Raw genomic sequence first — 18,471 nt, 5'->3', positions numbered from 1 at the left:
TCATAACGTTAGGGCTGTTCATTAGCTATTTAACATTAATTTATAATGTTCCTTTATATCTTTTATAGCATCAAAAATACAACAAAATGCCTTAAAATCTATTTTCCGCTTTTTATCTCTAACAACCCTCATGGAAAAAATATGCTTCCCATATTCCGTTTTTGAGTCTCCATCATTATTTTTGTTGAATTTCTTACCATCAATCTTGATATCTAAAATATCTTTAGGGAAAAGATCCTCCATTGAAGTTTGTTCGCCGGAAGGACTCAATGGTGTGAGAACTATATATAAATTATAGAAAACATGAATATATTTCATCTTTCTCATTTCAGTTACATCGTCTGGGCAGCTTTTAACTTTATTGCGCAGAAAATTAAGTAAATCGCTTGGACCTGTATCATTATCAAGAACCATAATCACTGGCTGTTTTGGAACAGAACCATAATAAGAAGCATAATTATTTTTATAACGCTCTACAAATTTTTTCAGATCTGCAGTTCCCCCAGAAAGATCTAAAAAATATTTGGTCTTTTCATTAGATTTAAATATATTAAGATTTATTTCTTTCTTTTTACTATCTGTTTTTTCTCTAAACAACTCAGGATATGATGTCTCCAAAGAATGCAAAGCAGCCTTCAAATATATCCGATCAGTCTTCCCTTCTGTAATTATCGTAGGACAGGTGTTGCCATGAAAAAATTTATAGTAAATAAATTTACTATATGCTTTTTCTCGCGCATTCAACTTTAATTTAAAACCATGCAAAGTCGCATTAGTCAATACATATCTATCAGGTTGCTTGTTCAGTTTTTTCTTTATATTGTTAAACTTATCAACTTGATCAATAAAACCAAACATCCCCTCAAGTTTATCCAGACCTCCTGAAACTAAAACACCATTTTCATCTGGCACTTTATATTCACCTGTACGATACAAAGCATGTGCCAACGCCCGAGTTTTTTTATAATAACATCTATCAATATTAACGATTCTGTTAACTGTAAGTCCCGTTACTTCTTGCCTTGATGTCTTATACGTAAGCCTAGTCTTTGAATCATTTATTTCGAATCCAGAGTTTTCTATTTCTTTTACCAAAACTTTTCCCAAAACAACCCCTTCAGGTTGCACAGTAGCCATTTCTAACGGAAATGTATTTTTATTTGTAGAAATTGTTATATCATCAGCATATCTGCTATAAGTACATCCATATTTTTTAGCCAGTTTAGCTAATCTCATATCCATAATATTGCAAATTAGATTTGAGATAATAGGAGAACATGGACTTCCCTGGGGGAGGGTTCCATTATAGCATGCAGCTTTTGCAAGTGTCGTTGCCACCACAGGATTTAATAAAAAATCCTGATTGGAAAGAAAATATCCTCTAACTCGTCCGAAATTAAAGCTTTCAAAAAAATCCTTAAGATCTATATTTAATATTATTTGTTTGCCTCTATGCTTATAAGCATTTAGGATTATTGATTTTCCCCTCTCAAAACCAAAGGAATAGTTGTTACTAATTTTCCTTATAGCAAAGATCTCATCTCTACAATCAGAAAGTAAGTCACATATTCTTCGTTGGATGTCCTTCAACCGGTCTGTAGGTGCAGAAATAGTCCTTACCCCTTTTCCTTTCTTCGGTATTGTAAATTGAGTGTATTGATTATCCGAGCCGATTCTATATAGAACGTTAGTTAAAAATACCAACTTAACATCTAAAATTTTAGCCAAGTCTTCACGTGAAGTAGCAGCCCTAAGTGCGTCAAGTTTAGATGTTTTTGTCATTTCTTCTTCATCCCAGAGGAAAAAAAGGCCAAGGAGAAACGCATGCAGGCACTCCTTCGCACAGCACACCTGCCGTATAGCTCTGAATCAAGGATTTTAGGGAGGCGATTCCTCCTGCCATTAAGGCCACTGGTTGCGATTCACAACCAACAAATCTGCCTACATGCGTGTTTATGAACATATCACTTCAACTTTCTGTTTTCCAGAAGTATTTTGCCTATTTTACGTGATAGCGCGCCCTCGTATCCCCGCCACGCCTGCCCACTTTATGCAGTGGTTTTCATGCAGCTGCATGACATGAGCAAAAGCCCGCCATTTCTGGCTGGTCTAAGCATAGACGATCCTCGATCGATCATGCGATTTCATGCAGCATAGTCATGCACTGCCATGGGAAGTTAACGTATCTGAATAATCGCTTGAAAAACGAACATATGGGCTTGCAAAGATGAAAGCTCGCTTGAGCGAAAAGTGGAAAATCAACATGTTACAAAGCTTGAAAATTACTTTTGTTCTTGAAAAATCAGCCCAACCATTACTATAGTATTATCTAAATTGGTTAATGTGCCCTGAAATCACCGGAAAATTCAGCTATAACGGCGTATAGATATTAATTAACTGAAATACTAAAAAATTATATTTAAACGGAGTTAGTATGTTGGACGCACGAAAAAATATTAATCTAATCAAAGATATTGACGAAATTTCAGAGAAGGGAATTCAAGCATTTGGGTTATTATATGATGAATCCGGGCACTCAAATCTTCACGATCCTCTACTGAGGTGGTGTGATTTTCTTTTACGCTACATTGTTCCACAAAAACGAATAATTTTAAAATCAGATCGATTTCCTGAAAATATTCACGATGGCGCAAGGGTTGGATTGCAGAGAATCGAGATGTTGTTTACTACTGGTGGTGATGTAAATCCTTATCAGAGTAAAACATTAACATTATTCAATGACACAAGCGGTAAAAAGGCGACGAAAAGAACGGATAACCTATGGGCTGATTGGGGGATTCATCACCTCCATCTGCCATTAAATCCAGTAAGTTCAAGTAAAAAATACTCAGATCGTGCTGAGTGGGTATTATTCCTGAAGGTGTACTCAAACGCTGTGCTTTTTATTGATATAAAACATCATGATAAAAACATAGAACCAAATCTTTTTTCTCAAAGAGATTTGGTAGAAACATTCATACGCAACTGGCCAGAAGCAGCAGAAATATTTGAAATGAAAGGTATTTCAGGCTTAGCTTGTATTCATCCAACTACAGATTCAGATATTGCAAACTTAAGAAAAAATGGAATAAATCTGCCCGTAGTGATGGATGGAAAAGCATATGCCCCATTAGGAATGGGAATAACAACAGCGCGTACCGCTGTGAGCGTATCAACTTATCGAAATAAAATATATCATTGTGCTAAGCACATAGAGAAAATATTTATGGATGAAGATAGTCCATACATAAAAGAAATAAAATCTCTAGGTGTAAACAATCCTGAATTCAAGATGCATATGTTTGATGATGGTGGGTTAGGTATTGTTGAGATAAATACTAGAAAAGGCTGGAAATTCCTTAGAAAAAATGCTGATGCGTCTCATGATGTTTTCAGTTTTTTAAATAACGCACTGATGCCAGAGTGGGCTAGTCCTGTTGTATTACAGTTCTGGGAAAAAACTCATTGTAAAATGGAGGGAATTGAAAATTAATACTGAAATTTGTATGGCTCACATCTCCCCCCCGAGGTAAATAGTTATTACGCAGTTCTGTTATTGGTATAAAGTGGGTGATAACTTATCAAAATGGCCTCCCACCTAACGCCTCGTTTCACTCGTTGCTCAAACTAGCCCCCATCAGAATGAACCCTACTGGGGGCAACGTTTCTTAATGCAGCCAGCTATCGTCTTCCCACACCTTCTGCATAATTTTCATCACTTGCTTCCTTTCTTTCGTCCAGTTGCAGTCCGGTCAGTTCCACACCGTTAGAGCTACCTTTGCGGATACGAATTACCGTTTTTGGATACAGGGGGCGCAAATTGCGGTAAAGCTCGGATTCAAGGGCGTCCAGGATAGACTGGCTAATCTTCTGCTCTTTATCGATCATTATTTCAATGCGCATAAAAGTCACCTCAACTGATGACATCCATTGAGCGGTTGTATTCGTGGGTTCTGATTTTTGCCATGAGTTCATCAGTCAATTCAGAAACCCACTGCAAAGCCAGCCCCTTCTCTTCATCACTACACTCACTAGCCGCTACAAGCTTAAGAAAAAAAATCAATGCGCTGGAGCTTCAAAGACTCCAAAAAATAGTCCTGCATTTTTCCTCCTATGACACCACAAGCAATACTGTATGCATATCCACTGTTTATATTTACAGTATATAATAATCTTACTGATGTAAAACGTTTTTTTACGTTCATCAGCCTGATATGCCTGGTATTATTAAGAGCACGAATTGTTAACCCGCGTAATTAATACAGGTTCCGCCACTTATCATCTTCCTGCAAACGCTGGTTCCGATAGAAGATACGCAGGCCTGTTCCTGACGGAATACTGCCACCGCGAAGGAGTAAATCGACCTCTTTCTCGCTGCCATCAAATCCTCTGGACTTCAGTTCATAGACGAGCTGCTGTCGCTGATGATCTGTAATTCGCTGTTTGTAGTCTTTACGCCGTTTCGGCTTAACCAGGCGTAACCTTGCTGCCAGTTCCCGGAGCTCTTTTTTGCTCATACTGTGCAGGTAATCGTGCAACTCCTTGTCATCCATGCGGGTAATGTCTGTTCTGGTGTCCCCATCAGCTGATTTATCTTTCTCCTGTTGGTACAAATTTTCAGCAAGGGGACAGTTATTGCCACGAGTCCAAGGGGCACAAGCGCCCTGGTCGGCTGCCGCCTCCTGAACGTCAACGGCCTTACGAACCATTTTCCACTTCACTGCATGAGTGCAGATCTTGCCCTCTGCAATGGGTGACCAGATGCCATAAATACGAATACCGTGATCGCCATAGGCGGTCGGCTCTTCGTTAATTTCATAAGCGGTTCTGATGAGGTGATATTTACGGGGAACCAGTACACCTCCCTGCTTCATGATATAGGTGGCAAAACAACCAGCATCAGCAGCAGCCAGAATGGCATCAAGGCGCGGGTTATCCAGTACCGGCACACCTGCTTTTTTGTCACCCTGCTGCCTTGCCGCCTGACCAGCCAGCAATCGCAGTTCACGGTAAGCCTGACGCCCCGGAATACCAAAGAAGCGGAATTGCTGAACACGATGCAAAGACGCCCAGGCATTCACGTATTCAGCGTTATCACGAAGAGATTTACCCGTTTCCTTGCTGATCTCGCCAGCCAGACCACGCCCGTCAATGTTCTTACTGATGTATTTCGCTATGTAGCTTGTCGGCGTTCCTTTGCGCGGGTTAATCAGCTCAGACTTAAAGCGCGGCCCCGTGTTATTGCCCAGCTCCTCGCGGTCTTCACGGATAGCAAACTTACGCAACAATGCAGTAATGGCGCGGCGGTCTTTTTTGCGCATGAAACACAACAGGTGCCAGTGAACTGTGCCGTCGTGATGCGGCTCAGCCACCCGCACGCCATACCAGCGCAACCCGGCTTTGTGCATCGCCTTACGAAATGCAGCAAACATACCGACCAGATAATCGCTGCTTTGTCTTACCGTCGCGTTTTTCCAGGTCGGGTTGGGTCTGCCGTTATTGAGCGTGGAATGGAAACGTGACGGACAGGTAATGGTGTAGAAAACGGCGCAGTCACCGCGCATTTCCGCGATAAGCTCCAGACCTTTAACACAGGCCATCATCTCATTGCGGCGATGCGCCGGGTTGCTGCAGCTGGCGTTTACCACATCTTCCATATCCAGCGCGTCTCCGTCTTCGTTCACCAGTTCATGAGAACGGAAAAACTCCAGCGACTTACGGCGCTGCTCACGTTTATGCATCACAGCTTCATAGCTGACATAGGGAGATGCTTTTTTGCTGACCAGGCAGACAGCACGCAACTGCTCTTCCCGCCATTCGCAACGCATCTTCCACAATTTCCGATACCACCAGTCGGCGCACAGCATACGCGCCAGCGAGCCCGGAATGAGTTCATAGGGCACTGGTTTACGGCGGTTTCTTTTCCGACGGAGTTGCTCAAACGCAGGCGGGATGACATCCAAACGTAGGGTTTCCGCTGCCACCTTTTCCCATGTCTTGCGGATTTCTTCTGGCTTAACATCATCGGTGGCGTACAAATCACCACAAGCGGCATCAAGACACATGCTCATATGCGCAGCGACAAGGGTAGACAGGCGTTTCACCTGATCCTGACTCATTTCAGGCAGGATCAGCAGGCCGTCCAGCCCTTCATGGCTTGCCATAAAGCGAAAAGAAGTGGATAGCTGACTGTCGCGTACATGCTCCAGTCGTTCCAGACATGGCTTAATCGTCTCACGCAAATAGCGGGAATAAGCCTTTGGCCTGCCCAAGCTGCTGAAGTATTCAATACGTTGCATCAGCGGCTTGCTGATATGGGAAGGCTGGGCGTTGACGTCAGCCAGAATGACCATGTCTGGATTAAAACGCTGCTGCTCATGCGCCAGCTTTGCCCGGCTAATGAGCTTATCCTGCTCCATTTCGCGCTGGACAGGATCACGGGATTCATTAAAGAAATAACGCTCCCAGACCTGCTCACTCAGTGCCTCGCGGCGCAGTTGTTCCTGCTCGTTATCGGCAACATACAGAGTGATCAGGTTTGAAAGTGCAGACTCCGGCGCAACTTCCGCCGGGTCCAGATAAGGGTTAATGGCCTTTTTCGGGCCGTTCCATGAAAATGATGCAGCGGCCTCGTTAAAGCCGCTAGAGTTGCTCATATCGTCATGACTCATACACGCACCTCGTACACAGCAGAACTATCTACGCCACGCGAAGGATCAAATCCCACCCAGCAGCGCGCCCCGGAAACAGCAATGATTTCTGTTGCAGATTTACTATCACCAGCTGCCACACTGATGCTGCGTTTTGCCTTGATGTAGTGGTGAGTAAAATTGCGATACAGCGAACGGATCAGGGATGTGTCACTGTTAGAAACAATGACGGGATGTCCTTCTGATGACCGATGTTCAAGAACGGATGCCAGGTGATACTGGTCATCTTCAGTGAAGCCGTCAGTGTGATAACCGGAAAACGTACCGTCATAAGGCGGATCGCAATACACCACATCCCCCACCTGCAGCATCGCCAGCGTTTCATCAAAGCTGGCGCAGATAAACGTTGATCGCTGGGCTTTCTCTGCAAATGCGCGAATTTCTTTTTCAGGGAAATACGGATTTTTATAATTACCGTAGGGAATGTTGAAATACCCGCTCTTGTTATAGCGACATAACCCACGGTAACCGTGACGATTGAGATACAGGAAATATACCGCTTTCATGAAATCAGTAATTTCAGTTGAGTAATTAAACTCCTGCCTTATGTTGTAATAAGCCAGCTCACTGTTTGCTTCCTCAAATAAAGCTCTGGCACGAGATATAAACGCCTCGCAATCAGCAGCAACCTTTTTATAGAGGTTGATTAAATCAGGATTAATATCCGCAACAAGATAGCTGGGGTAATCCGTCTCTATCATCACAGCACAAGAACCCGCGAAAGGTTCAACCAGTCGCGGGCCAGCAGGAAGGTATTTTTTCAGTTCGGACATAATGGCGGTTTTATTACCCGCCCATTTCAGAATGGTGCTCATACAGCACCTCCGTTGTAATGTTTGCCTTTCAGCTCTGCAATTTCCTGGCAGGTAATGCAAAGCTGCACACCCGGAATGGCACGGCGGCGTGCTGGCGGAATTGGCGCTTCACACTCAATGCAAAGCACGCGAGACACGCCCGGTGTTTTGGCACGGGCAGCACGGATATGGCGCTGGCGTTCTTCTTCAACGCGCTGCTGTACGAGATCCATTGCATCAGCCATTAGTGGATCTCCTGCGCTTCGTTCTGGATTGCTTCAGCAGCCACACGCAGCAGTTCTGCCGCTTCCACGTGGTTTAGCTGACGGGATGAGATATGACACGCCAGGCTATCAAGGCGAGCTGCCATTGCTTCAGCCCTTGCCCGGCGTTCTTCCAGACGAGCCTCTGTCAGTAAAATATTAAGCCCTGCATCATCCGGTCCGGTTTTAGTCGTGAGGATTTCAATATTACGCATAATCAATTCTCCTGAATTTAGATAAAGGGATGCCCGGCGGGTTTACGCCATTAATTTCATTAGTTGGTTAATTCGGCATGGTTAGCCGTCTGGGAAATAAGCTCACCACTGCACGAAAATGATTCATTGCTTTAATCAACTCCCGCTTTTCGTCAGTGGTCAGCTCATTGATGCTGATGCTATGACGTTCAGCCGGAATTTTTGCCATAAAGAATATGGCTGCCAGTGCTCGTTTATTTTGTTCGTTATTGATATCCCGTGGATCACGCATATCTTTAATAAACCGCTCAAGCTCTGACTCAATATTCAGGCCAAAAACTTTCGCCCTTAATTCCGCTATGTGATTAAGTCCATTCAGGCGTTCACCGGGGCTTAATGGAACAGTAGCCGCAGCGCCTTCAATAGCCATTTGTTCCCCCGTTTTTTCGTAGATAGTTCTGCCAGCAATTCATCTTGTGAACGGCACGGATGCCAGCGTTTACCATCCTCACCCATGATCCAGCCGTGACCGTAGTGCATTGCCGGGCTTTGTTTTACCAGCAGCGATGCAAATGATGGTTCTTTCGTCAGCATAAGCACCTCACAGCAAACCGAATGAAGCACCGAGGCCAGTCACGGTATCAACTGCACTCGCCATCGCAGGATTAGCCTGTAAACGGGCCTGCAATGAAACAGCAGCCAGCGCCATCAGTCGTGTTACAGAGTTAATGCTGCTGATAGCATCACGACGACCGGCACTAGTTTTTACATCACCAGATACCGCACCTGCTGCAACACGTCCGATCTCTGCAGTTGCGCTCATGACGTAATGCGGCAGTTTCTCTTTTGCAACCTCATTAATCGGTACGCATGGCAGGCAGTGAATCTGAGCCAGAAAACCATCTACCAGCGTTGAATCTTCAGTCAGATCGGTAAGCAGCCAGATTTCTGGTGCGGTTAATAAATGAGGTTGAGCTGGGTTCAGCTTGTTCCGCAGAATCTGCACATTCATGCCAGCACGTTCTGCCAGTTGCACCAGGTTGTGGCGCAATGCGAATGCACGACAGGCTTCATCAAAATGTGGATGTTTGGAAACTTGGTAATCAAACATGGTCAATGCCTCTGATGTATTTCAGAATCGAACTAATTAAGGTTTAGATTGCATTCTGAAAGCGCATCAACGGTCATTGCTGCTATGTTGATCATCACTTTTTCGCGTTTTTTATCTTTGCGCAGACGGTGACGGATAAGGCGTCCATCAGCCAACATGTCATTGATGGTATCGATGGATAGCCCTGTCAGCTCGCTATAGCGTTCAATAGTCACATGAGGCGTGGTAAGAGTGATTGAAATGTTAGTTCTCATGATGCAACATTCCTCGTTTAATGATGATTAATCAGGACGAATACGGATCGTTTGTATTTTGTGAACACCATAAACATACGATCGCACGGTGAAATCGTCAAGATAAAAGTTCACTTGGAGTGACCATGAATTTGGAGAAAGGCGGACGAGGCGCTATAGAGCGCATGGTAGAAGCTTATGGATTCAAGACTCGACAGGCGTTGTGCGATCATTTAGGAATCTCTAAAAGTACACTCGCCACACGCTACATGCGTGACTCATTCCCAGCAGAATGGGTAATCCAGTGCGCCCTTGAAACAGGCGCCTCGCTTAATTGGCTCACAACCGGGCATGGTTCAAAGCAAACTTCAGGTAATACAAATACTATGGAAGTTGCTAAATATGTATTATCTGATGGGGCCTTGTGTGAAGACGGTTTTTATATTTTCGATAGAGAATTTCTACCGTCGGCATTCAAGAATCTTTTTGTAATCACAGATAATAATTCTGAATTTATTTGTGATAAGGAATTTGATGATATACGTGATGGTAAATGGGTAATAAGTATTGATGGCAAAATAACGATCCGTGACATTACTCGTTTACCCGGTGGAAGAATCTTCGTCGAGGGTGGAAACAGAGCCTTCGAATGCAAGATAGAAGACATTGAAATAATTGGTAAAATTATAAGTTTAACAGTCAAGTATGTTAAATAGTACCGGGAGGAAATTATGCTTGGTAAGGTATTTTTTGTGGTTTTGTCATGTTCTTTGTTATTAAACCCACTAGCTACCTATGCTAGAAATTATCCCTGCTCAGGGAAAAAGGGAGGTGTTTCTCACTGTACCTCTGATGGCAAATTCGTTTGCAATGATGGAACTATTAGTAAATCCAAAAAAATCTGTACTAAAAACTCACGATAACTTTTGCTTTTATATCTGCGCCTAAAATAAAAATGAGCCACAGGTTAACCGCAAAAGTTACATGCTCACATAGCAAAAAGAATAGCCTACTTCATTATGGCTTCAGTGAGATGTATGGTCGCAGGATTTCATACATTGACACTGGTTATACATACAGTAAAAATGCTCTCTATTGGAGGGCATTTTTTATGGCTGTACGAAAACTCACCACAGGAAAATGGCTTTGCGAATGTTACCCCGCCGGACGTAGTGGGCGTCGTGTGCGTAAACAATTCGCCACCAAAGGCGAAGCACTGGCTTTTGAGCGTCACACGATGGAAGAAACCGAAGCAAAGCCCTGGCTAGGTGAATCAGTGGATCGTCGAACACTGAAAGACGTGGTTGAGCTATGGTTCAAACTACATGGTAAATCACTGACTGCTGGGCAGCATGTCTATGACAAATTGCTGCTGATGGTTGACGCTCTGGGCAATCCCCTTGCAACTGATCTAACCTCTAAAATGTTTGCCCACTATCGAGATAAACGCCTGACAGGTGAGATCTACTTCAGCGAGAAATGGAAGAAAGGAGCAAGCCCGGTCACCATTAACCTGGAGCAAAGCTATCTAAGTAGTGTTTTTAGCGAACTATCCCGCCTGGGCGAATGGTCGTATCCGAACCCACTGGAGAACATGCGAAAATTCACCATCGCAGAAAAAGAGATGGCATGGCTTACCCATGAGCAGATTGTTGAACTGCTGGCTGATTGCAAACGTCAGGACCCAATTCTGGCACTGGTAGTCAAGATATGCCTAAGCACAGGCGCACGCTGGCGAGAAGCAATAAATCTTACCCGCTCGCAAGTGACCAAATACCGAATTACCTTTGTAAGAACGAAGGGGAAGAAAAACAGAAGCATCCCTATCAGTAAAGAGCTTTACGAAGAGATCATGGCGCTTGATGGGTTCAATTTCTTCACAGACTGCTATTTTCAATTTTTATCCGTGATGGAAAAAACGTCTATCGTGCTCCCTCGCGGTCAACTGACACACGTTCTGCGCCATACGTTTGCAGCACACTTCATGATGTCGGGTGGAAACATCCTGGCCTTACAAAAAATTCTCGGACACCACGATATAAAAATGACTATGCGTTATGCTCACTTGGCCCCAGATCATCTTGAAACGGCACTTAGATTTAATCCACTTGCTACAATGAATAATGCTTAGCATCAACCAAAAAAGCCGCCTTGCTCATAATGTGATGAAGTCACTTTTATATTTTATAAAGCTAAAATAGAATCAGGCCATCGATACGTAACAAATGAGTATAATTTATGCACACATTTGCACAAGCCCTCTCTTCCTTACCACAAGAGGAAAAACCATCATTACTGATGGGAAATGGTTTTTCACAAGCGTGGTCTCCACAAATATTTAATTATAGAAGTATTCTCGATAATGCCAACTTTGGCGATCATGACGATTTAATAAGAAAACTGTTTCAAGAGCTTAATACATTTGATTTTGAGTCAGTAATGGATAAACTTTCATCAGCAAATAGAATCATTAAACACTATGATCCTCATTGTGAAATGATAAACCTAATTAATGAACATCAAGAAGCCCTGAAAACGGCACTAATAAATGCAATTTCTAATTCTCATCCGACATATCCTCATCAAATATCAGATAGACAATTTTCTTTCGCAAGGTCTTTCTTATCTAATTTTGAAAGATTGTTCACACTTAACTATGATTTATTAATGTATTGGGCTAGAAATAAAAAAAACCTTGATCCTTTAACCTTTGATACAGATGATGGCTTTAGGAGTGGGAGAACATGGCAACGCTATAACACTGATCAAAATGTATTTTTCTTGCATGGTGCTCTACATTTGTATGAGCAAGGCTCGTCAATAAAGAAACATGCAAATGGCGATAATGGTAATACTATTATCGAACAGGTTCAGATGAATTTAGACGAAGGCGCTTTCCCTCTTTTTGTTTCCGAGCCAACAAGTGAAAAGAAAAAAGAAAGAATTCTCCACAATCCATATTTAAATTTCTGCTACAGTGCCCTACGTAAGTTGAAAGGAACATTATTTATATATGGACATTCAATGGATGAGAACGATAGGCATATATTTGATCAAATTCGAGAAAGTAAAGTAACTAAAGTATTTGTCAGTATTTATGGCAATGAAAATGATGAAAACAACAAAAAAGCCAAAGCAAATGCTCAGCGATTTTTGTCAAAAGAAGGATGTAGTGTTGATTTTTTTATAGCAGAAACTACCCCTATTTGGGGAGAAATATAAAAACCAATATAACATACAAAATAATAACAGTATGAAATTTTAAACCCTAACATTCGATATTACCAATACAGTAGATAGATCCTAATGAGTTGAAGTGGCGACAAAGTGGCGGCAGCGGTTGGCATTACCCCGTAATAACCACCACTGACCACCAACCCAACTTATTGTTTTTACTATAACTTATTGTTTTCATTAACCCGTTTACATAAATGGTTTTTTTGTTGCCTGAAATTTATCTCCAGCCCTGCCACTCGCTCCACCATCCTCAAAATCTCCTCATGCGATAGCGGCTTACGGTCGGTGACAAAATGCAGACTCATCCCTTCAATAAAAGCATCCAGCGCCCGGGCAGTTTCCGGTTCAAACCATTGTTCAAGCGTTTGCTGACTACGCTGCATCCAGTTTTGCATCACCGTTTTTAATAGCGGTTTTCGGCTGGCCAATGCGTAGAGCTGGTACATCAGTTCCATGTTATCCGGCGTTGCGACCTGCGAGCTGTAGATCATGTCTGTTATGGCCTGGCAGGCGCTGGGGGCGTCATTGACATCATCAAAAAAAGCCTGATATTGCCGCGACATCGTCTGCGTAAAACGGCTAAACGCTTCCAGCAACAACTCATCAATTCCTGAAAAATAGTAGGTCATTGATCCTAACGGCACTCCGGCGAGGGTAGCGATTTTACGGTGCGTAACGGCATGTATCCCGTAAAGTTTCACTGCCTCCAGCGTGGCCTGAATGATTTTTTCTCGCCGTTGGGGATCATTAGCGCGGCGCATATTTTTACCCTCTCTCTGCAATTGTGTACAAATGTACACAACCTTGCTAAGGTTGTCTTCCCTCTTCTTTTTTTGACGTGATCTATGACAGTAAATTCTTCACGTAATGCCTTGAAACGCCGTACCTGGGCGTTGTTTATGTTCTTCTTTTTGCCAGGACTGCTAATGGCTTCCTGGGCCACCCGCACGCCAGCAATTCGGGATATTCTCTCTGTCTCTATCGCTGAAATGGGCGGTGTACTCTTTGGCCTGTCGATAGGTTCGATGAGCGGTATCCTCTGCTCGGCGTGGTTAGTGAAACGCTTTGGGACGCGTAATGTCATTCTGGTCACTATGTCCTGCGCTTTGATCGGGATGATGATATTAAGTCTGGCGCTCTGGCTGACATCCCCCGTCCTCTTTGCCGTTGGTCTTGGTGTCTTTGGAGCCAGTTTTGGTTCCGCTGAAGTGGCGATAAACGTTGAAGGCGCAGCCGTTGAGCGAGAAATGAATAAAACGGTTTTGCCTATGATGCACGGCTTTTATAGCCTGGGCACGCTGGCAGGCGCTGGTGTCGGGATGGCGTTGACAGCCTTTGGTGTTCCGGCAACTGTACATATTTTGTTGGCGGCACTGGCGGGCATCGCACCTATTTATATTGCTATTAAGGCAATCCCTGGTGGTACGGGCAAAAACGCTGCCGATGGCTCGCAGCATGACGAAAAAGGTGTGCCTTTTTACCGTGACATCCAGTTGCTGTTGATTGGTGTCGTAGTACTGGCAATGGCTTTTGCAGAAGGCTCTGCCAACGATTGGTTACCCTTATTAATGGTTGATGGCCACGGTTTTAGTCCAACGTCAGGCTCACTGATTTATGCCGGTTTCACATTGGGGATGACCGTTGGACGCTTCACCGGTGGCTGGTTCATCGACCGTTACAGCCGCGTTGCCGTAGTACGTGCCAGTGCCTTGATGGGTGCGTTGGGTATCGGACTAATTATTTTTGTCGATAGCGCATGGGTCGCTGGGGTGTCTGTTGTGCTTTGGGGATTGGGCGCTTCTCTGGGCTTCCCACTAACCATTTCTGCCGCCAGCGATACCGGCCCCGATGCGCCGACCCGTGTCAGCGTAGTGGCAACGACGGGTTATCTGGCATTCCTCGTCGGGCCGCCACTGCTGGGCTATCTCGGAGAACATTATGGATTACGTAGTGCAATGCTGGTTGTGCTGGCGCTGGTTATTCTTGCGGCTATTGTCGCTAAAGCCGTCGCCAAACCCGATACAAAAACGCAAACTGCGATGGAGAATAGTTGATGGGCATTAAATTAATTGCGGTAGATATGGACGGTACTTTCTTAAGCGATCAAAAAACCTATAACCGTGAGCGGTTTATGGCCCAGTATCAGCAGATGAAAGCACAAGGTATTCGCTTTGTGGTCGCCAGTGGAAATCAATATTATCAGTTAATTTCGTTCTTTCCCGAAATTGCCAATGAAATTGCCTTTGTGGCGGAAAACGGCGGCTGGGTGGTGAACGAAGGCAAAGATGTTTTTAATGGCGAACTGTCGAAGGACGCATTTTCCACTATTGTGGAGCATTTACTGACGCGCCCGGAGGTGGAAATTATTGCCTGTGGAAAAAATAGCGCCTATACCCTGAAAAAGTATGACGCCGAAATGAAGGCCGTGGCGGAGATGTACTATCATCGCCTGGAATATGTCGATAACTTTGACAATATCGACGATATCTTCTTCAAGTTTGGGTTAAATCTCTCTGACGAACTGATTCCGCAAGTGCAAAAAGAGTTACATGATTCTATTGGCGATATATGACTAGGTAATTTATTCAAGATAACCGGGAAGAGATTAGAAAAGGCGGGATTTGATGGGATTCAATAAGTTAGATGTCTATTAGATTCAAGATAGGAGGCATCAAAAAAAGTTCAATGCGCCACAATCGACAACATATTCAAGATAGGCGCGCCGTACCTTTCGATAGTTTGAAAGCCCTTCAAAACATCAGTATTGGCTCTAAATTTGATTTTAAAGAAGCTCTAAAGGCAGGCCAATGAAGTCAACCTGCCTTCGCTTTTAAACTGTGCGAGAGATTACTAGCTTCAATTTCTGCCAAAATCTCTCTAACTCTATCATCAGATAGATTATCTAGAAGTAGTGCCGCTGCTCGTTTTCGCCCTTCTAATTGGATCAACTCTTGGTTCTCAGGTTCCAGTAAGCGCGACAAGTATTTGGCTCCATTTAGTGCCAGGAGTTTGGACAACCGCTCAGCCTCCGGTGATTCCAGGGCACTCAGAATAGCCAGGAGGCGTTGTTGTGTGATATCGAGTGGTTGGTTCTGGGCGTTGTTATCTGTTTGAGGATGTAACGACTCTGCCTCTACCTTACCAAAAACAAGCCAATCAATACTTACTCCTTCTGCAAAAGCTATCTGGCTAGCTACTTGTAGAGATGGTATCGCATCTTTCTCAAAATAGTTATTAAGTGTAGAGAATGGAAGCCCCCACGCTTTCGCAACTGCGGTTTTAGACCGACCACGCATTAACTTTGCCAGTCGTTCCTTGATGCTTTCTTTTTGAAATGCTGGAAAAGAAAAATCACTTTCTTTTTTATCGTTTTTTTCTTTTCTCTTAACTGTATGATTCATAAGTATTTATCCTTATGTAGATAAAAATCACCAAAGAAAGAGATTAAAGCCCTTTACTTTTCTTTTGTAGTGATCAAATATTTATCTGTAGAGATTATCCGGCGGTGTTATCCGCGCAGATAACTTTTAAGGATAAACGAATGATGTCTATAAATGAAGTTGTAAAACAGGACTGGCACCCGGCACATGTTGTCGCTGCGGTGCATGTGAAAGGCTTTACTTTGCGTTCACTATCAGTTGAAGCAGGTTTAAACAAGGATTCTTTAAAGAATGCCTTGTACCGCAAATGCCCTAAGTATGAGCGCATTATTGCTGATGCTATCGGTGTGGCTCCGGAGGAGATCTGGCCCAGCCGCTACGTTCGTAAGGTGGCGTAAAAATGTTTGTGTCTGTCAACGAACTCGTGGGGCTGCCTGGTATGCCGGGAAGTGCGCAAGGTGTGAGGTACACTATAAAAAAATTGGCTTCATCAGAGCATTTTCGACGCAAACGAGCAGGTACAAAAGCCATTGAGTACCACATTGATTGTCTGCCGGAAGCGACTCAAAAGGCGCTGCGTGAACGTTATGTGGAACAACTGGTAGCTACGGAGAACAACGTTTCCGAAGTTCAGGTCGTTACCAGGAAGGCGCGCAATCCTGATGCTGTCCAGGCAATCGAAGCATATCGCGGTTCGCCACAACTGATGGAAGAACGCCTGAATGCGCTGACCGAAAATCAGCGTCGGGTATCTGAAGCAAGAGCTGCGCTGGTAGTGGAAGTGCTGAAGCTGGAAAGCGAGGGTGATCTCGGGCGACTGAAAGCCATTAACTTTCTTGTCGAAAAAGCCCGTAAAGGTGAACTACCGGAACGCCTGCAACAGGCCGCAGTTAACGCCAATGCAAAACGTGGCGCTAATCGCACCATCAGTCGTGACCCACTTTATCAGTGGGTGCTGAAGTACAACCAGTCACAGAACGCCGCAGAACGGCTGCTGTTACTGGCACCAGGAAAACGCGACGAAATAAAACCGGAACAAATTAGCTGGCTACCTGAGTTTCTGGCGCAGTATCGCCAGGTGAACGGCAGACCTATGTCTGAAGCCTACGAGGATTTTGTCGCGGAATGGCAGTGTCGCCATGCGGACGAACCGTACATGCTGGAGGTGATGCCCTCTTACGATGTGGTTCGTTATGCCATGAAGAAATTGCCGGAAGTGGTGAAACAAAAAGGGCGCGTTACCGGCAGTGAATACCGTCAGCTTGAAGGATTCACCCGCCGCGACTGGACAGCTATGCCGGTGAATTATGTCTGGATTGGTGACGGTCACGGTATGAAGCTGAAATGTGCACATCCGATCCACGGGCGTCCATTCTCACCGGAAGTCACATTTGTGATCGACGGTGGAACCCGGTTTGTTGTTGGCTGGAGTCTTGACCTTGCCGAGAACGTGTTCGCCGTTGCCGGTGCGATACAGCACGGCATTCGCAACCACGGAAAACCGTTTCTGTATTACTCGGATAACGGTTCTGGTGAAACGGCTGACATGCTGGACAAAGAGGTCGTGGGTATTCTGCCCCGCCTGGGGATTAAACACCCAACAGGTATTGCCGGTAATCCACAGGGGCGCGGCATTATTGAACGCCTGAACCGGACACTGCCGATGCGTATAGCCAGGAGGTATCGCACCTATTTTGGCAAGGGTGCTGACCGGGAATCGTTGCGTGTACTTAACCGTGATCTGCGTTCAGCGTTTAACGCCCTGCAACAGGACAAGCCTCTGAACGACCGCCAGAAAGCTGCAATGCGCGAGCTGCCATCGTGGGCGGAGCTTATTGAGGCTATTCGTGAAGGCGTGGAATGGTACAACAACCGCCCGCATTCTGAGCTGCCGATGAAACCGAACGGGCGGCATTACAGCCCGGCAGAGTTCAGAAAAAAACGCCTGGCAGAAGAAGACACCGAAATTGAGTGGCTGAGTGATCTTGAGCTGCGCGACATGTTCCGCCCGATGGTGGAGCGTCCAGTAAGACGCTGCGAAATCCAGTGGCTGAACAATATTTACTACGCGCCGGAGTTGCGTGACGAACACGGTCGCAAAGTGCTTATCAGTTATGACATTCATGACGCCGAGCGAATTACGGTACGTCGCAAGGACGGCAGCTTTATCTGTGAGGCGATATGGAACGGCAATAAACGCGCAGCCTTCCCTGTCAGTGCGGAATATCACAAACAGCAACAGCGTATTAAAGGAATGCGCAAACGCGCTGAGGAAAAAATTCGTGATGCTGAAGATGAAGGTATTCAGATTCTGGAACACAAACAAGCTGAACCCTGGCTGGATAATGTTTATCGCCCGGTTGGGAATGTGGTGGCAGTTCAGCAACCGGAATATGAAGAAGAGCATGACGAAGAATTTGAACGCGATTTCAGACTGGGGATGCAAAAGCTTTTTGCCATGCAGGAAGAAGATGATCCGCTGGCCTGAATAAAAAAACAGTCCGCGGTAACGGACTGTTAAACAAGGAAAATAAAGTAAATCTGTAATG

At 44.6% G+C, this 18,471-nt stretch carries 19 protein-coding genes and 3 pseudogenes; 9 read left to right on the top strand and 13 right to left on the bottom strand.

What is annotated here, in order from left to right; all coding sequences use genetic code 11:
• Nucleotides 1–21 precede the first annotated feature (21 nt).
• Nucleotides 22–1,782, bottom strand: a complete 1,761-nt coding sequence (locus ESM_RS0119110) for a retron Ec67 family RNA-directed DNA polymerase/endonuclease (RefSeq protein WP_000169432.1) — start codon at nt 1,780–1,782, stop codon at nt 22–24.
• A 652-nt stretch (nt 1,783–2,434) separates the two neighbouring features.
• Between ESM_RS0119110 and ESM_RS0119105 the strand changes: the two genes are divergently transcribed.
• A complete protein-coding gene (locus ESM_RS0119105; protein ID WP_000883169.1) occupies nt 2,435–3,493 on the top strand; it encodes a hypothetical protein in 1,059 nt (352 codons plus the stop codon).
• Between the two features lie 175 nt (nt 3,494–3,668).
• On the opposite strand, the pseudogene ESM_RS01000000125345 reads toward ESM_RS0119105, so the two are convergent.
• From ESM_RS01000000125345 to ESM_RS0119065, 10 genes and pseudogenes are all read right to left on the bottom strand, one after another.
• Nucleotides 3,669–3,903: pseudogene (locus ESM_RS01000000125345) on the bottom strand (DinI-like family protein).
• A 10-nt stretch (nt 3,904–3,913) separates the two neighbouring features.
• Nucleotides 3,914–4,103, bottom strand: a pseudogene (locus tag ESM_RS1000000127180) (hypothetical protein).
• Between the two features lie 153 nt (nt 4,104–4,256).
• Complete coding sequence (locus ESM_RS0119095; protein WP_000017615.1) at nt 4,257–6,671, bottom strand: replication endonuclease; 2,415 nt, start codon at nt 6,669–6,671, stop codon at nt 4,257–4,259.
• Entirely contained in the window at nt 6,668–7,525 is an 858-nt protein-coding gene (locus ESM_RS0119090; protein WP_000104173.1) for a DNA adenine methylase, read from the bottom strand. The genes ESM_RS0119095 and ESM_RS0119090 overlap by 4 nt, the downstream gene beginning before the upstream one ends.
• Entirely contained in the window at nt 7,522–7,749 is a 228-nt protein-coding gene (locus ESM_RS0119085; protein ID WP_000752613.1) for a TraR/DksA family transcriptional regulator, read from the bottom strand. The genes ESM_RS0119090 and ESM_RS0119085 overlap by 4 nt, the downstream gene beginning before the upstream one ends.
• Nucleotides 7,749–7,982, bottom strand: a complete 234-nt coding sequence (locus ESM_RS0119080; protein ID WP_001244162.1) for a DUF2732 family protein — start codon at nt 7,980–7,982, stop codon at nt 7,749–7,751. The genes ESM_RS0119085 and ESM_RS0119080 overlap by 1 nt, the downstream gene beginning before the upstream one ends.
• 67 nt (nt 7,983–8,049) lie before the next feature.
• On the bottom strand, nt 8,050–8,391 hold the full coding sequence (locus ESM_RS0119075; RefSeq protein WP_000963473.1) for a DUF5347 domain-containing protein: 342 nt from the start codon (nt 8,389–8,391) through the stop codon (nt 8,050–8,052).
• Nucleotides 8,355–8,555, bottom strand: a complete 201-nt coding sequence (locus tag ESM_RS1000000127175) for a phage filamentation protein Fil family protein (RefSeq protein ID WP_000956180.1) — start codon at nt 8,553–8,555, stop codon at nt 8,355–8,357. The genes ESM_RS0119075 and ESM_RS1000000127175 overlap by 37 nt, the downstream gene beginning before the upstream one ends.
• A 7-nt stretch (nt 8,556–8,562) precedes the next feature.
• A complete protein-coding gene (locus tag ESM_RS0119070) occupies nt 8,563–9,072 on the bottom strand; it encodes a phage regulatory CII family protein (RefSeq protein WP_000460893.1) in 510 nt (169 codons plus the stop codon).
• A gap of 32 nt (nt 9,073–9,104) precedes the next feature.
• Complete coding sequence (locus ESM_RS0119065) at nt 9,105–9,326, bottom strand: hypothetical protein (RefSeq protein WP_001260024.1); 222 nt, start codon at nt 9,324–9,326, stop codon at nt 9,105–9,107.
• 125 nt (nt 9,327–9,451) lie between these two features.
• Here ESM_RS0119065 and ESM_RS0119060 point away from each other — a divergent pair, with 125 nt between their 5' ends.
• The 4 genes from ESM_RS0119060 to ESM_RS0119050 all read left to right on the top strand — a co-directional run bounded on the left by ESM_RS0119060 (nt 9,452) and on the right by ESM_RS0119050 (nt 12,527).
• A complete protein-coding gene (locus ESM_RS0119060; protein WP_001047316.1) occupies nt 9,452–10,021 on the top strand; it encodes a phage repressor protein CI in 570 nt (189 codons plus the stop codon).
• 15 nt (nt 10,022–10,036) lie between these two features.
• On the top strand, nt 10,037–10,228 hold the full coding sequence (locus ESM_RS1000000127170) for a hypothetical protein (protein WP_001513672.1): 192 nt from the start codon (nt 10,037–10,039) through the stop codon (nt 10,226–10,228).
• 188 nt (nt 10,229–10,416) lie between these two features.
• On the top strand, nt 10,417–11,436 hold the full coding sequence (locus tag ESM_RS1000000129435) for a phage integrase (RefSeq protein ID WP_010379706.1): 1,020 nt from the start codon (nt 10,417–10,419) through the stop codon (nt 11,434–11,436).
• A gap of 107 nt (nt 11,437–11,543) precedes the next feature.
• Entirely contained in the window at nt 11,544–12,527 is a 984-nt protein-coding gene (locus ESM_RS0119050) for a DUF4917 family protein (RefSeq protein WP_024257701.1), read from the top strand.
• A gap of 173 nt (nt 12,528–12,700) precedes the next feature.
• Here ESM_RS0119050 and ESM_RS0119045 read toward each other — a convergent pair whose 3' ends face one another.
• Nucleotides 12,701–13,303: a TetR/AcrR family transcriptional regulator gene (locus ESM_RS0119045; protein ID WP_001250442.1), complete on the bottom strand. Its 603-nt coding sequence runs from the start codon at nt 13,301–13,303 to the stop codon at nt 12,701–12,703.
• Between the two features lie 84 nt (nt 13,304–13,387).
• Here ESM_RS0119045 and ESM_RS0119040 point away from each other — a divergent pair, with 84 nt between their 5' ends.
• Together ESM_RS0119040 and ESM_RS01000000125340 are read left to right on the top strand one after the other, a co-directional pair.
• Nucleotides 13,388–14,596 (top strand): MFS transporter, encoded by a 1,209-nt coding sequence (locus ESM_RS0119040; RefSeq protein ID WP_010379705.1) that lies wholly within the window; start codon nt 13,388–13,390, stop codon nt 14,594–14,596.
• Nucleotides 14,596–15,111 (top strand): annotated as a pseudogene (locus tag ESM_RS01000000125340) (HAD hydrolase family protein); the annotation flags it as partial. The gene ESM_RS0119040 and the pseudogene ESM_RS01000000125340, both read left to right, overlap by 1 nt.
• Nucleotides 15,112–15,355: 244 nt before the next feature.
• Here ESM_RS01000000125340 and ESM_RS0119025 read toward each other — a convergent pair.
• The gene (locus ESM_RS0119025) at nt 15,356–15,943 is read right to left on the bottom strand and encodes a helix-turn-helix domain-containing protein (protein ID WP_001017013.1); all 588 of its coding nucleotides are present in this window, start codon (nt 15,941–15,943) and stop codon (nt 15,356–15,358) included.
• 140 nt (nt 15,944–16,083) lie between these two features.
• On the opposite strand from ESM_RS0119025, the gene ESM_RS0119020 reads away from it, so the two are divergent.
• Nucleotides 16,084–16,320: a helix-turn-helix domain-containing protein gene (locus ESM_RS0119020; protein ID WP_000987080.1), complete on the top strand. Its 237-nt coding sequence runs from the start codon at nt 16,084–16,086 to the stop codon at nt 16,318–16,320.
• A gap of 2 nt (nt 16,321–16,322) precedes the next feature.
• Nucleotides 16,323–18,410, top strand: coding sequence for a Mu transposase C-terminal domain-containing protein (locus ESM_RS0119015; RefSeq protein ID WP_000498154.1), 2,088 nt, complete (start codon nt 16,323–16,325; stop codon nt 18,408–18,410).
• The last annotated feature ends 61 nt before the right edge of the window (nt 18,411–18,471 follow it).

Origin of the sequence: Escherichia sp. TW09308 (assembly GCF_000208565.1) — a bacterium.
In the GTDB taxonomy this organism is placed as follows: Bacteria; Pseudomonadota; Gammaproteobacteria; order Enterobacterales; family Enterobacteriaceae; genus Escherichia; species Escherichia marmotae.
Note: the sequence above shows the minus strand (reverse complement) of the source record. Positions and strands in the feature narration are given on the sequence as shown.

Bases quoted from the DNA above. Each gene is read 5' to 3' on its own strand.
- ESM_RS0119110 (WP_000169432.1), bottom strand. From the start codon at position 1,782: ATGACAAAAACATCTAAACTTGACGCACTTAGGGCTGCTACTTCACGT.
- ESM_RS0119105 (WP_000883169.1), top strand. From the start codon at position 2,435: ATGTTGGACGCACGAAAAAATATTAATCTAATCAAAGATATTGACGAA.
- ESM_RS0119095 (WP_000017615.1), bottom strand. From the start codon at position 6,671: ATGAGTCATGACGATATGAGCAACTCTAGCGGCTTTAACGAGGCCGCT.
- ESM_RS0119090 (WP_000104173.1), bottom strand. From the start codon at position 7,525: ATGAGCACCATTCTGAAATGGGCGGGTAATAAAACCGCCATTATGTCC.
- ESM_RS0119085 (WP_000752613.1), bottom strand. From the start codon at position 7,749: ATGGCTGATGCAATGGATCTCGTACAGCAGCGCGTTGAAGAAGAACGC.
- ESM_RS0119080 (WP_001244162.1), bottom strand. From the start codon at position 7,982: ATGCGTAATATTGAAATCCTCACGACTAAAACCGGACCGGATGATGCA.
- ESM_RS0119075 (WP_000963473.1), bottom strand. From the start codon at position 8,391: ATGGCTATTGAAGGCGCTGCGGCTACTGTTCCATTAAGCCCCGGTGAA.
- ESM_RS1000000127175 (WP_000956180.1), bottom strand. From the start codon at position 8,555: ATGCTGACGAAAGAACCATCATTTGCATCGCTGCTGGTAAAACAAAGC.
- ESM_RS0119070 (WP_000460893.1), bottom strand. From the start codon at position 9,072: ATGTTTGATTACCAAGTTTCCAAACATCCACATTTTGATGAAGCCTGT.
- ESM_RS0119065 (WP_001260024.1), bottom strand. From the start codon at position 9,326: ATGAGAACTAACATTTCAATCACTCTTACCACGCCTCATGTGACTATT.
- ESM_RS0119060 (WP_001047316.1), top strand. From the start codon at position 9,452: ATGAATTTGGAGAAAGGCGGACGAGGCGCTATAGAGCGCATGGTAGAA.
- ESM_RS1000000127170 (WP_001513672.1), top strand. From the start codon at position 10,037: ATGCTTGGTAAGGTATTTTTTGTGGTTTTGTCATGTTCTTTGTTATTA.
- ESM_RS1000000129435 (WP_010379706.1), top strand. From the start codon at position 10,417: ATGGCTGTACGAAAACTCACCACAGGAAAATGGCTTTGCGAATGTTAC.
- ESM_RS0119050 (WP_024257701.1), top strand. From the start codon at position 11,544: ATGCACACATTTGCACAAGCCCTCTCTTCCTTACCACAAGAGGAAAAA.
- ESM_RS0119045 (WP_001250442.1), bottom strand. From the start codon at position 13,303: ATGCGCCGCGCTAATGATCCCCAACGGCGAGAAAAAATCATTCAGGCC.
- ESM_RS0119040 (WP_010379705.1), top strand. From the start codon at position 13,388: ATGACAGTAAATTCTTCACGTAATGCCTTGAAACGCCGTACCTGGGCG.
- ESM_RS0119025 (WP_001017013.1), bottom strand. From the start codon at position 15,943: ATGAATCATACAGTTAAGAGAAAAGAAAAAAACGATAAAAAAGAAAGT.
- ESM_RS0119020 (WP_000987080.1), top strand. From the start codon at position 16,084: ATGATGTCTATAAATGAAGTTGTAAAACAGGACTGGCACCCGGCACAT.
- ESM_RS0119015 (WP_000498154.1), top strand. From the start codon at position 16,323: ATGTTTGTGTCTGTCAACGAACTCGTGGGGCTGCCTGGTATGCCGGGA.